Source organism: Nostoc sp. PA-18-2419, assembly GCF_005869855.1.
Lineage (GTDB): Bacteria > Cyanobacteriota > Cyanobacteriia > Cyanobacteriales > Nostocaceae > Nostoc.
The window spans coordinates 103784-115805 of the sequence record NZ_SZNH01000021.1; the positions used below are offsets into that span (position 1 = coordinate 103784).

Genomic DNA, 12022 nt, shown 5'->3' on the forward strand with positions numbered 1-12022 from the left:
TGAGCAATGACAAATGATTAATGACTACCGTTTTTGGAGAATTGCTGGACAATTATTGGCATTATTTTTAACAGTAATTGTAGTAGTAATACTATGGGTAAATCTGAACCGTAATTTGCAGCAATTGGGCATTCAGTTTGGATTTGATTTTCTCAACCAACAAGCTTCCTTTGATATTGGTGAAACGCAGATTAACTACAAACCTACTGATACCTATAGCCGCGCTTTGTGGGTGGGGTTAATTAACTCCTTGCGGGTGGCGATCGCCGGAATTTTTCTCACCACAATTGTCGGGATTAGCGCTGGGATTGCTCGACTTTCTGACAACTGGCTGGTGCGAAATGTCACTATGGTCTATGTGGAGATTTTTCGTAATACACCCTTGCTGCTGCAATTGTTATTTTGGTACTTTGCTGTTTTCCTCAGTTTTCCGAAAACAGAAAATAAAATATCTCTTTGGGGTTTAATTAAACTGAGTCAAAACGGCTTAGAAATTCCTTGGTTGACTCTATCACCAGAGTTTTCAGCTTTGTTGTTGGGATTAACTTTTTATACAGGTGCGTTTATTGCGGAAATTGTCCGAGGTGGGATTCAATCAGTATCTCAGGGACAATGGGAAGCAGGGCGATCGCTAGGATTAAAACCAGGATTAATAATGCGACTGGTAATTTTTCCCCAAGCCTTGCGGGTAATTATTCCACCGTTAACAAGTCAATATCTGAACTTGACGAAAAATTCCAGCTTAGCGATCGCGATCGGCTACCCTGATATTTATTTTGTCGCCTCCACCACTTTTAACCAAACTGGGAGAGCTGTAGAAGTAATATTACTGATTATGGTCACCTATCTCATTTTGAGTTTGAGTATCTCTCTAGTTATGAATTTGTTTAATCGCACCGTGCAAATTAAAGAGAGATGAGAAAGATGTAGTTCGACTTCTCTACGAGACGCTACGCGTAGCTTGCTTCCCCGTAGGGGTACGCTCACGCTCACTAACCGGGAGATAAGAGGGATGAGGAAGCAGTTGAGGCTGAAAGTTGAGCCTCTGAGGTTGAAAGTTGAGCCTCTGAGGTTGAAAGTTGAGCCTCTGAGGTTGAAAGTTGAACCTCAGAGGCTGAAAGTTGAGCCTCTGAGGCTGAAAGTTGAGCCTCTGAACTCGGAAGTTGAACCTCTGAGGCTAGTTGAACCTTTGAGGCTGAAAGTTGAGCCTCTGAACTCGGAAGTTGAGCCTCTGAACTCGGAAGTTGAACCTCTGAGGCTGAAAGTTGAACGTTTAAAGTTAAATTATGACTCTTGGCAAATGACCAATGATCAATGACAAATTAACTTGGCTGCGTAAAAACCTATTCAGTACTTGGTACAACAGCTTGTTAACTATTATGTGTTTGATGTTGTTGTTTTGGGTAGCACGAGGAGTGCTAACTTGGGCAATTACTCAAGCACAATGGGCAGTAATTCAGGTTAATTTACGTTTATTTTTGGTTGGTAGGTTTCCCCAGACGCTATATTGGCGGACTTGGATTGTGCTGGCGATTACTGCGATTTTAGCTGCTATAACTGGGGGTGTATTCTTTAGCAAGCAACAGTTAACAAGACCTGGAATTGCTTTTTTTACGTTCCTAGTCGGGATTTTCTTGATTATTTTACCACTGGATTTGATATCCCGCTTCCAATTACTATTAATTGCAGGTTTAATATTTATAGGCTTTGGGGTTGGAAGAAACTTTACTGAAGTATTAACTCCTTGGCTTTCCCTTTCATGGTTATTATCTTTCCCCATCATTCTTTGGTTAATTGGTGGTGGATTTGGACTGCAATCTGTACCTACAAATTTGTGGAATGGCTTGCTACTTACCTTACTAATGGCAGCAGTTAGTATTGTGCTTTCCTTTCCCATTGGAGTTTTACTGGCTTTAGGGCGGACAAGTGATTTACCTGTCGTGCGTTGGTTCTCTATTTTGTATATTGAAATCGTTAGAGGAGTCCCATTGATTGGGATTTTGTTCCTTGCTCAGGTAATGCTTCCCTTATTTTTGCCAGCAGATGTACGTTTAGATCGGGTATTGCGAGGAATTGCTGGATTGGTTTTATTTAGTGCTGCTTACATGGCAGAAAATGTGCGTGGTGGACTTCAATCAATTACTCGTGGGCAAATTGAAGCTGCCAAAGCATTAGGATTAAATACAGCTTTGGTAGTTATATTAATTGTTCTACCTCAAGCTTTACGTGCTGTTATTCCGGCGATAGTTGGTCAATTTATCGGATTATTTAAAGACACTTCACTATTGTCTATTGTGGGATTAGTAGAACTCACAGGTATTGCTCGTTCTATCCTCGCACAGCCGCAATTTATCGGTCGTTATGCAGAAGTTTATTTGTTTATTGGATTGATTTACTGGGTATTTTGTTACTCAATGTCGCTAATTGCTCAGCGGTTAGAAAGAAAATTAGGTAATTAGTTATTAATAATTTGTTATTTATAAATACAGAGGACTGATAAAGGCGATCGCTGCATCCATCACACTTTCTAATTGTTCCACACTCTCACTCTCCAGCCTTACTGCTACTGAGGATGGAACCTCGCCAAAGCGTCGTTGGAATACCCAAATTAATTGCCTCGCGCACCCTGCTGTACGCCTTGCTCAAGACCAAGTTTTTCACCTTCACCCTACGGGTTCGTCAGTTTGGCGGGACGGAAACCGACTTTGCCAACTGACTCATTAAAACATCTATTTCGCGGCTAATCCGCTGAAACTCAAAACCTAAAATTTCTTTCGCCACGACTTCGGAACGCTAGGTAACCCATTTTACCCATGCATCGGCAGCAAGACTAATTAATCACTTATCACCTGTATCTGCTGCTTTTGGCACAGGATTTTTGGCATCAATACTAGTCTTTAATAATATATCAAATCCAAAATTTCCGAACAGCAGGTTTGATAGAATTCTGGCAGTATTTTCATTTGCTAGATATTTTAGAAAATAAAATTTAAAGGTAAAAATCAATGACTACAGAACAAAAACCTATAATTATTGCCGAAGATGTTCACAAGTGGTATGGCAAATTTCATGTTCTTCAAGGTGTGAGTTTGACAGTAAATCGCCAAGAAGTAGTAGTTTTGATGGGCCCTTCAGGTTCAGGAAAATCTACTTTTATTCGTACATTTAATGCGCTAGAAGAATACCAAAAAGGAAGAATAGAAATCGATGGTATTACCCTGAGCCATGATTTAAAAAATATTGAAACAATTCGGCGAGAAGTGGGAATGGTATTTCAGCAATTCAATTTATTTCCCCATCTTACCGTACTACAAAATATTACCTTAGCACCAATTTGGGTACGTAGGTTGTCAAAGATAAAAGCTGAAGAATTAGGAATGCAACTCTTAGAAAGAGTTGGAATTTTAGAACAAGCACAAAAATATCCAGGACAATTATCTGGTGGACAACAGCAACGGGTGGCGATCGCTCGTGCTTTAGCTATGCAACCCAAAATTATGTTGTTTGACGAACCCACCTCAGCTTTAGATCCAGAAATGGTAAGGGAAGTATTAGATGTCATGCGAAGTCTCGCCCGTGATGGAATGACAATGGTAGTCGTCACCCACGAAGTAGGATTTGCCCGCGAAGTCGCCGACCGAGTTATTCTCATGGATAGCGGTACTCTCGTCGAGTCAGCTACGCCAGAGATATTTTTCAGCAATCCCAAACAAGAAAGAACACGCAAATTTTTATCACAAATTCTCTAAAACCTCTGCGCTCCTTTGCGCTTATACCATTTCACGAAATATTTGATACAAATGATTGGTCTTTAATTCTTTCCCCCTGCCCCCTGCCCCCTGCTCCCTGCTCCCCTGCTGCTGCATCAATTTTAAAGTCAAACGGTATTACCTCTGCACCCCTTTGGGTTTCACTTCTAAGCCTTTTGTCCCACAACTTCACACCAACAATATTTGTATGAGTATCATAAGCAGGCAGTTTTCAGATGTCCAATATATATTGATATAAAATTGAGACTTATAAAATATCAAAAAAAATGGAATTGCGACATCTGCGCTACTTTATCGCTGTGGCTGAAGAACTGCACTTTAGCAAAGCCGCCGAACGATTGCACATTGCTCAACCGCCCTTAAGCCAGCAAATTCAGCAACTAGAGGCGCAATTGGGAGTAGAACTGTTTCAACGCAAAACCAAGCGACAGGTACAACTAACAGAAGCTGGACAAGTATTTTTGCAAGAAGCTTATCAGCTTTTAGCTCAACTCCAAAAAGCAATTGAGCTAACTCAAAAAATTGGCAGAGGTGAAAAGGGACAACTACGAATTGGGTTTACCAGTTTAGTAACTTATAATTTACTTCCTGTAATTTTGCGACAATTTCGAGAACAGTTTCCCGAAGTAGAGTTGATTTTGCAGGAATTAACCACAACTGAGCAGGAACGAGCGCTACAGGAACGCCGCATTCATGTAGGCTTTGCTCATCCACCATTGGAAGACAACACACTCAATAAAAAATGTATTCAGCAAGAAGCTTTAGTTGTGGCTTTAGCAGAAACTCATTTCTTATCTGAACAAGAAAAGATTTCAGTGCGATCGCTAGTAAATGAAAACTTTATCATGTTTCCTCGCCATTTAGGTTCTGGGCTTTACGACCAAATTGTGAGTCTTTGTCTGCAAGGAAATTTTAGCCCTAAAGTAACTCAAGAAGCGATTCAAATGCAGACAATTATCGGTTTAGTTTCAGCAGGAATGGGAATTGCGATCGTGCCATCTTCATTGCAAAATCTTCAGAGAACTGGTGTAGTTTATCGTAATTTCGAGGAGAAAACACCATTAATAGAAACGGCTGTAGTTTGGCGGGAAGAAGATATGACGCCTGTACTAAGGGAATTTCTACATTTTTTTCAAGCTGTCTATAATTAACTAATTAGCTGTCTTTACGCCAGGTAAAAATAATTTGCTCATCAGCTTGCCTAAACTCAATATTAAATTTATCAAATACAATTTCTCTTCCTAAAAGTAATTGCTTACCACCTGTATTAGTTTGTAACCATGCTACAGGAGCAATAAAACTGTGTTCATCAATTCTCATTTCAACATTACGTAAAACATACTCAATTCCGCCAATAGTTTCTGCTAATAATGTTGATTCTGCATCAGCCAAAGCATAGCCTAAATCTTGACCAACTTTTAATGATATTAAACTCAGTTCAGCACCTGAGTCTACCAACATCGTTGTAGATATTTCTATATCTCTATGTTTAAGTTTTACATGATAATTTGGTTGCCAATCATGGCGGGTAACAGTGCGAAATCGAATAGGTAGAATTTGAATAGAAGTAGTGCGACGCGGAACTAAGTAAATTGCAAATATCTGGTTTGACGCTTCTGCTAATTTTAAAACTTCACGTAAATTTTCACTGTGAGCGATTAAGCCGTCGGCATTGTAAGCAAAATGTTGATTTTTATATAAATCTAATAACATTTGGCGATTTTGGTTCAGCCACTTCAGCATTTGCTGACTTTCATGAAGAGAGGGTGTTTTATTCATAGATTTCTCTCATCATCAATTGATAAGCTAAAAAGGCGATCGCCCACTCAAGCTAACTATAATATTTAATCCTCTGGAGGATGCCAACCCGCAAGTACCCAATAACTGCGAACTTCTAGCGCGTCTGCATCATCACTTAAATGTAGAGTTGCAACACTTGCTCTACCAATAGGCGTTTTACCAAAAATACGTAGGCCATCTTCAGTCCAGCCAAAATGCTCAAACTAAACTTGAGTACGAGGGTTAAACAGTTTTACAGTCTCACCCGTTTCCACATCAACCCCTATAGTTTTATCACTTTTGTAGCCATTACAAAGCGGACAAGCTAGCCACAAATTTGATTCATCATTACTACCACTTTTAGAAATGGGAATGATGTGTTCAATTTCCAAACGCGCCATTACCAAACGTTGAGGACTCAAGCAATAGCCACAGCGGTTTCTAGCAGTTGTGCGGACACGACGTTCTATCTCTACAGGAATGTAAAAGCGAGCCATTGCTTTAATTGAGAGGTGATATTAAGCCACGTTCAACAGCCACTTTTAATGCTCTGGCTTTACTTATCAAGCCACGTCGGTACACTTGCATAAGTTCATCTAATTGACGAGCTTCTAAATCATTTATTTGTCCCTCTCGATGACACGCTAACAGTTCGCTCAAAACTTCTTGCTGTTCAGCCTCCATCTGCATATCACACATCGCCAAAACCTCAGCATCAGGTAGTGACTCTAGAGGTAGTTCGCTAATAGCGCGGTCTATCCATTCTAGTAATACATCTTCAAGTCGCCGATGTGTGAAAGCAGCAATTTCCTTTGCTCTTTGTGCGAGTGTTTCAGGGAGTTGAAGGGTGACAATTTCAGTCATGTGCTATAGGCTTATGTTTTATATTTAATTGTAGGCATGACTTTGCAGCATTATAGTGATCGCCTCAACTAAAATAATTTCATCTGCTCAATAATATTTCTTATTCATAATGATATTTACAAGTCAAAATAATCAACAAATCTTCTTCGATTTTGTAAACATTGCCATATTTTTTTGAGGTCTTTTAAAAGAGCGATCGCCTAAATATAATAGTAGTAGCTTAAGATTAAGTTCACTGGTTCTTGAACAGATGTATAGTTTATGTTCTGCCGTGGTTCGTCTTCCATAAATTTTTGATGCCTCATTATATAGTTGTGAATAACTTAAAATAGCTTTGACTACATACAAATATCAGTCGTAGATTTACGTAATAAATTTGATTATCTAATGTCTCCTCTTCTGCTGCTTGAAATAAAAAAAGGCGAACCTAAAAGTTCGCCTCTACTCACACAGTATTATGGTATTGCCCAATAAAAACCCAAATTTTAAATCTTCGCTTCTTCCTTCACTAACTTCTCCCAACCCAAATCTTTCAAATTATTATTGCGACGCAACGGACGAGTCACCAACTCTAACATGTCACGCGCATTCGTAAAGCCGTGAATTTGAGCAAAAGTGAACTCCACAGACCATTTTGTATTAATCCCGCGTGCTTCTAATGGGTTAGCATGAGCCATACCAGTAATAACCAAATCTGGTTTCAACTCATAAATTCGCTGGAGTTGATTGTAATTATCTGGCTTCTCCACAATCTTTGGCAGAGGTGAACCCATTTCTTGGCAAGTTTTCTCCAGTAGCGCCAACTCAGCAGCTTGATAGCGCTTATCCATGTAAGGAATGCCAATTTCATGAACTGTCATCCCACAGCGCACTAAAAACCGTGCTTGAGAGATTTCCAGCAAGTTATCACCCATGAAGAATACAGACTTACCGCGAATCAGTTTGACGTAATCTTCCAAGCTTTCCCAAATTTGGGCTTCCCGTTCATCTAAACCCTTGGGAGTAATACCGAACACCGAGCAAATTTTCTCAATCCAAGCGCGAGTACCATCGGGGCCAATGGGGAACGGTGCGCCGATAAGTTTACACTTACGGCGGCGCATTAAAGTTGTAGCTGTGCGGCTGAGGAAGGGGTTGACACCAGCGACATAATACCCTTCTTCCAATACTGGCAGTTCAGTGAAGCGCTTCGCGGGTAGCCAGCCGGAAACTTTGATGCCTTGTTTCTTCAGTTCCAAAGTTAACTGAGTAACCACGGGGTCAGGAAGGGAACCAAACAGAACTAAGGGCGGGTGGTCTACGTACTCAGATTCTTCTTGGACGACTTCTTCTTTTTTCTTACCGAAGTTGAGCAGCTTTTGAATGGCGTTGCGTTCGTTTTTGTCTGTTTCCGCCACAGGAGCCTTATCAGGACAACGATTAGCCATTGCAGCTAATACAGTGTCTTCTCCTTGGGTGAAGGCGTAATCTAGACCATTTGCACGCGCAACAACGATGGGAATACCAATTTCGGATTCCAGTTTCGGTGCTAAGCCTTCCAAGTCGGTTTTGATAATTTCTGTGGTGCAAGTGCCAATCCAGACAATTACACTAGGATTGCGATCGCGTTTAATTTGCAAGCACAACCGCTTCAACTCTTCATAATCATTCAGTTGTGCCGAAATATCCCCCTCTTCTAACTCTGCCATTGCATAGCGGGGTTCGGCAAAAATCATCACCCCCATCGCATTTTGCAGGAAATAGCCACAAGTTTTTGTCCCAATCACCAAAAAGAAACTATCTTCAATTTTTTGGTATAACCACGCCACGCAGCTAATTGGGCAAAAGGTATGGTAATTCCCAGTTTCACACTCAAAGTTTAAAGCTTCTGGTTGTTGAGCGACAGTCATTTTGGTTTTTTCTCCCCTTGATTTTTTCAGTTAGGAGTAGAGACGCGATTAATCTAGGTCTCTACTCCTAACTTAGTAATTAAGCGTTGGGGAAGAGACGGGCAATTTCGGATTCATCAAAAACGCCAGCTGGCAGTTCTTCCCCTAACAAATCATTATTTTCTTCAGCCTTTTGTAGTGATGTTTCATCACCCCAGACATCTGACAACACGTCGCTAAACGCATTTTCGTCTAGCGGACTATCTTCAAGTGCCTGGTCATCATCTAGGTTTACTTCTATTGCAGCCGTTGTGTCGAAGGTAATTTCGCCAAACTCATCTGCTTCTACATTAGAAGTTTGGATGGACTGATGTTTTGAGTCTTCCTTATTAGATAAGGAAATATCACCAAAGCCATTTTTACTTTCCTGAGACTCGCTTAATCCCAAATTTTCATCATCAGAATCCACCATTGTGAACTGTTGAGATACCACCATCGACTCAAAGCCATTTGTATGTGAATGTGTCAATGTTTCATCTTCAGGTTTTTCATCAATGACAACGGCTGAATTATCCAAATAATTTTCTGGTTCCGGTTTGACTTGAAAGCGGTTCCCAAGAGCATAATCTGGGTCAAAATGCAAATCTAGCACTTCAATCAGGGTATCGGCATCAGGATTAAGTTTGGCAAAGGGCAACATTAATTGCGCTAACTTTGGTTCTAGCGCGTTAACTACTCCCAGGATGAGGTAAGAAGGTGGTCGCTTCCCGCCATCAGGTGTGTACACTGATTCCACTTCCATGTGCAACACAATCCAGTCCCGATTGGTCTGGAAAAATTGCAACCACTTCTGCTTTAATGAATCTGTAAAGCTGTCAAAGAATGCCATGTTGTTATCCCCCATCCTGAGAACTTGGTGATTTATACAATCATCAAGTCTAGTTCCTCTTCGGAATTAGGAACCTGGGGTTTACCCGGATTTAGATAAAAATCGGACAACAAAGAGAACAATTCCCGATCTGGTGAATCGTTAGGTACGACTCCTTCGGGACGCGCTAATATTTGGTCAGCGATGTTGAGATAGTAATCGCAAACGTAGTCCAGAGAAGGATCTTGTTCTGCCATTTCAAATAAAGTCTTACCTTTAACACGAGAAACGCGGATATCTTCAATCAAAGGTAAAACCTCTAGAACTGGCATTGGCACAGCTTCTACATATTTTTCAATCAAGTCGCGCTTCGAGGTGCGGTTGCCAATTAACCCAGCTAAACGCAATGGGTGAGTTCGTGCTTTCTCCCGGACTGAAGCTGCAATCCGATTAGCAGCAAATAAAGCATCAAAGCCATTGTCTGTAACAATCAGGCAGTAATCTGCATAGTTGAGTGGTGCTGCAAATCCACCACAAACTACGTCACCGAGAACGTCAAACAAAATTACATCGTACTCATCAAAAGCGTTGAGTTCCTTAAGTAATTTCACGGTTTCGCCAACGACGTAACCACCACATCCAGCACCCGCAGGTGGACCACCAGCCTCTACACAATCAACACCACCGTAGCCTTTGTAAATTACATCTTCCGGCCAGACATCTTCGTAGTGATAATCCTTTTCTTGCAGGGTGTCGATAATTGTGGGAATCAAAAACCCCGTCAGGGTGAAGGTGCTGTCATGTTTTGGGTCGCAGCCAATTTGCAGCACTTTCTTGCCACGTTTAGCTAGGGCGACGGATATATTACAGCTAGTTGTGGATTTGCCAATACCACCTTTTCCGTAGACTGCTAGTTTCACTTTTGTTTGCCTCTTATAGCTTCTTGTCAAACTTGTGGCTTAAACATTTGCCTTCACCTAGCCTAAGACGGCGATTTGTGAGGTCTTGTGGTTGTCATTATTATGCAAATTACATAGAAAAGAAAGTGGCTCGGAATCTGTAAAACCTTGTTATTTGATGAATTTAAAGTTAGATATGACTATTTAGGGTTTTAATCTACTCAAAGTTTTACTTAGCTCTAATATTCCTCAAAAAAAGTTTTTTATTACTTAATTTTATAAAATTAGTTACAAAATACAAAAAGCTGTAATTCCCTTTTACAAAAGGTTTTCATAGAATTAGCTGATTCTCACACAACCTATTTACAGAGGATTACGGCGTAGAGGACGTAGAGTCAAGGGTAGATGCAGGCGGATGATGCAAATTTCAGTGATATTTGCGATCGCACTAAAATTGCCAGCTTTCGGTCGTTTGCCAACACCACTTGAGACCAAGTTAATCTGATTTTGTAAAATATTATTAAATTACCAAATATTGCCTAATGGTGCTACTCGTTCACCTGATGCATCTTAGATTAAATTGGAGCGCTGGAATAATTTAACAGAAGCACAAAAAGCTTCTTTTGCACCAATATGTCCTGATTTTGTAATTGAGCTACGTTCCTCTAGCGTAGGCGTAGCCCGTCGTAGACATCGCCTCAAAGAATTACAAGAAAAAATGCAGGAGTATATTGACAAAGGTGCATCATTAGGATAACTAATCGATCGCCAGAATCGGAAGATTTATTCTTTACCGTCCTCATCAACAACTCGAGATTTTAGATAATCCTGAAACAGTTAGTAGTAAGCCAGAATTGCCAGGATTTGTGTTAAAGATGTCCAAAATCTGGTAAATATGCGAAGATAGCTCTATTTTTAATCAGAAACTTGTGGCTTGAGAACACTAGGAATTGCCTCAAGTACTCGCTTGGCAACGTCTTGAGGGGTATCTCCCTCTCGCTCGCTAATGTGTAAATCGGCTTGAGAGTAAAGTGATGTTCGTTGTTCGAGGAGCGATCGCAACTTTGCTTGAGGATCGACATCTTGTAGTAGTGGTCTTGTGATATCCTCAGCTAAACGGCTGTAAATCAATTCCACTGGCGCATCTAGCCAGACTATCAAACCGTGGTGTAGGTAACTCCAGTTTTCTCGCTGCAATACAATACCGCCACCAGTTGCGATCGCTAACTTTGTAAAAGCACAAACCTTTGACAGGACATCACTTTCTAACTGGCGAAATGCTGCTTCTCCTTCCTCGGTAAATATCTGATTGATGGATTTACCTGCTGCTTGGGCAATAACATCATCGGTATCCACAAACCCATAACTTAGCTGCTTGGCTAGTAAGCGCCCTACCGTCGTCTTACCAACGCCCATCATCCCAACTAAGTACAGGTTGACTCCTTGTAATAAACTGCCCACAAGTTGCTTCGCTCCAATTCTAAGTCACTGAAGATTTGATTTAAGGAAGCCTTAGTTCAAACTTCTCGCCAAGTCACAATCTCCAATTATAAACCTAACGACTCGTACCTGCGCGTTCGAGCAATGTCAGGTACTTGATTGAGAATTGGAAAAGCGATCGCTAGGCTAATACCAACAATAACCCAGTCTTAGTTAGTCAGTTTTGCGACTTCAATTCTTCACCTTCATTAGACCTCTTGCAAAAATATTTTATGGTATGATATTGGGTTTTGTCGCTTGAATCAATCTACTTATGCGATACGAGCAAACAAAAAAGTTATCGAATCGGCAGTTCAAACGTTTGGTTGGGGTGCAACAACGCACGTTTGATGAAATGATTAAGGTGTTAAAAGATGCAGCTAATTTGAAGCAAACACGAGGTTATCCAAACAAGTTAAGCTTGGAAGACCAAGCTTTAGTTTGCTTACAATATTGGCGGGAATACCGAACTTACTTCCACATTGCTAGTGAGTG

Annotated in this window: 14 protein-coding genes and 1 pseudogene; 7 read left to right on the forward strand and 8 right to left on the reverse strand. The window is 40.7% G+C overall.

Annotated features, from left to right (window positions below; translation table 11 throughout):
* The first annotated feature begins 13 nt into the window (after positions 1-13).
* The 5 genes from FCR06_RS20915 to FCR06_RS20935 all read left to right on the forward strand — a co-directional run bounded on the left by FCR06_RS20915 (position 14) and on the right by FCR06_RS20935 (position 4921).
* Complete coding sequence (locus FCR06_RS20915) at positions 14-919, forward strand: amino acid ABC transporter permease (protein WP_138503127.1); 906 nt, start codon at positions 14-16, stop codon at positions 917-919.
* 93 nt (positions 920-1012) lie between these two features.
* Positions 1013-1318: a hypothetical protein gene (locus FCR06_RS20920; RefSeq protein WP_138503129.1), complete on the forward strand. Its 306-nt coding sequence runs from the start codon at positions 1013-1015 to the stop codon at positions 1316-1318.
* A complete protein-coding gene (locus tag FCR06_RS20925; protein ID WP_138503131.1) occupies positions 1308-2459 on the forward strand; it encodes an amino acid ABC transporter permease in 1152 nt (383 codons plus the stop codon). The genes FCR06_RS20920 and FCR06_RS20925 overlap by 11 nt, the downstream gene beginning before the upstream one ends.
* A gap of 546 nt (positions 2460-3005) precedes the next feature.
* Positions 3006-3749 carry an amino acid ABC transporter ATP-binding protein gene (locus tag FCR06_RS20930; protein ID WP_138503133.1) on the forward strand — a complete coding sequence of 248 codons (744 nt, stop codon included), beginning with the start codon at positions 3006-3008 and terminating at the stop codon, positions 3747-3749.
* A 287-nt stretch (positions 3750-4036) separates the two neighbouring features.
* A complete protein-coding gene (locus tag FCR06_RS20935; protein ID WP_138503135.1) occupies positions 4037-4921 on the forward strand; it encodes a LysR family transcriptional regulator in 885 nt (294 codons plus the stop codon).
* Between the two features lie 4 nt (positions 4922-4925).
* Here the strand turns inward: FCR06_RS20935 and FCR06_RS20940 are convergent, their stop codons facing one another.
* The 7 genes from FCR06_RS20940 to FCR06_RS34330 form a co-directional block, all read right to left on the reverse strand.
* Positions 4926-5549, reverse strand: coding sequence for a retropepsin-like domain-containing protein (locus tag FCR06_RS20940; protein ID WP_138503137.1), 624 nt, complete (start codon positions 5547-5549; stop codon positions 4926-4928).
* 224 nt (positions 5550-5773) lie between these two features.
* Complete coding sequence (locus FCR06_RS33650; RefSeq protein ID WP_223280211.1) at positions 5774-6046, reverse strand: HNH endonuclease; 273 nt, start codon at positions 6044-6046, stop codon at positions 5774-5776.
* A 4-nt stretch (positions 6047-6050) separates the two neighbouring features.
* On the reverse strand, positions 6051-6413 hold the full coding sequence (locus tag FCR06_RS20950) for a hypothetical protein (protein ID WP_138503139.1): 363 nt from the start codon (positions 6411-6413) through the stop codon (positions 6051-6053).
* 485 nt (positions 6414-6898) lie between these two features.
* Positions 6899-8302, reverse strand: a complete 1404-nt coding sequence (locus FCR06_RS20955) for a ferredoxin:protochlorophyllide reductase (ATP-dependent) subunit N (protein ID WP_138503141.1) — start codon at positions 8300-8302, stop codon at positions 6899-6901.
* 79 nt (positions 8303-8381) lie between these two features.
* The gene (locus tag FCR06_RS20960; protein ID WP_138503143.1) at positions 8382-9170 is read right to left on the reverse strand and encodes a DUF5331 domain-containing protein; all 789 of its coding nucleotides are present in this window, start codon (positions 9168-9170) and stop codon (positions 8382-8384) included.
* Between the two features lie 32 nt (positions 9171-9202).
* Positions 9203-10069, reverse strand: coding sequence for a ferredoxin:protochlorophyllide reductase (ATP-dependent) iron-sulfur ATP-binding protein (gene bchL / locus FCR06_RS20965; protein ID WP_138503144.1), 867 nt, complete (start codon positions 10067-10069; stop codon positions 9203-9205).
* 342 nt (positions 10070-10411) lie between these two features.
* Positions 10412-10543 (reverse strand): hypothetical protein, encoded by a 132-nt coding sequence (locus tag FCR06_RS34330; protein WP_262984692.1) that lies wholly within the window; start codon positions 10541-10543, stop codon positions 10412-10414.
* Between the two features lie 40 nt (positions 10544-10583).
* Between FCR06_RS34330 and FCR06_RS20970 the strand changes: the two are divergent.
* Positions 10584-10941, forward strand: a pseudogene (locus FCR06_RS20970) (Uma2 family endonuclease); the annotation flags it as partial.
* Positions 10942-10963: 22 nt separating this feature from the next.
* On the opposite strand, the gene FCR06_RS20975 reads toward FCR06_RS20970, so the two are convergent.
* On the reverse strand, positions 10964-11509 hold the full coding sequence (locus FCR06_RS20975; RefSeq protein WP_138503146.1) for a shikimate kinase: 546 nt from the start codon (positions 11507-11509) through the stop codon (positions 10964-10966).
* Positions 11510-11801: 292 nt separating this feature from the next.
* Between FCR06_RS20975 and FCR06_RS20980 the strand changes: the two genes are divergently transcribed.
* The coding region (locus FCR06_RS20980) for a transposase family protein (protein WP_138503148.1) at positions 11802-12022 on the forward strand (221 nt) is incomplete at its 3' end.